Origin of the sequence: Streptomyces sp. RP5T, assembly GCF_003933965.1 — a bacterium.
Taxonomy (GTDB): Bacteria; Actinomycetota; Actinomycetes; order Streptomycetales; family Streptomycetaceae; genus Streptomyces.
On the sequence record NZ_RSAJ01001274.1, the window covers coordinates 1 to 481 of the forward strand.

The 481-nt window shown below is 79.6% G+C and carries 1 protein-coding gene; it reads right to left on the reverse strand.

Annotated features, from left to right (window positions below; genetic code table 11):
* The coding region (locus tag EHS43_RS45790; protein WP_260471046.1) for an FHA domain-containing protein at positions 1-481 on the reverse strand (481 nt) is incomplete at both ends.

Here is a 481-nt window from a genome sequence, read left to right on the forward strand (position 1 = left end):
CTCCGGGCACGCCCGGCCCCTGACCGCCGCCGCCCGGCTCACCGGCCGGTTCCGCACCGCCCTGGGCGCGCTTCCCGCCCGGGTCGGCGCCCCCGGGTCCCCGTCCGGCGCTCGCGGCGGGGCCGGCGTCGTCGGAGGTCACGCGCACGTGGCCCTCGCCGTCCGGTTCCGTGCCGAGCCGGCGTCCCCCGCTCGGCGCCAGCCGGAGCACCGACTCGCCGATCCTCAGGAGCGCCCCCGGGGGGAAGCGGACCGGGCGGGTGCCCACGCGGGTGCCGTCCAGGGTCGTGCCGTTCGTGGAGTCGAGGTCGGCCACCGAGACACGGCCGTCGGCGGCGACGGTGACCGCGCAGTGCAGGCGGGAGACGTCGGGGTCGTCCAGCGGGACGTCGGCCTCGGCGGAGCGGCCGATGTGGATCTGGCCGCCGTGCAGCAGGTGGACGCCGCCGGCGTCGGGGCCGGCGACCACATGGAGCTGGGT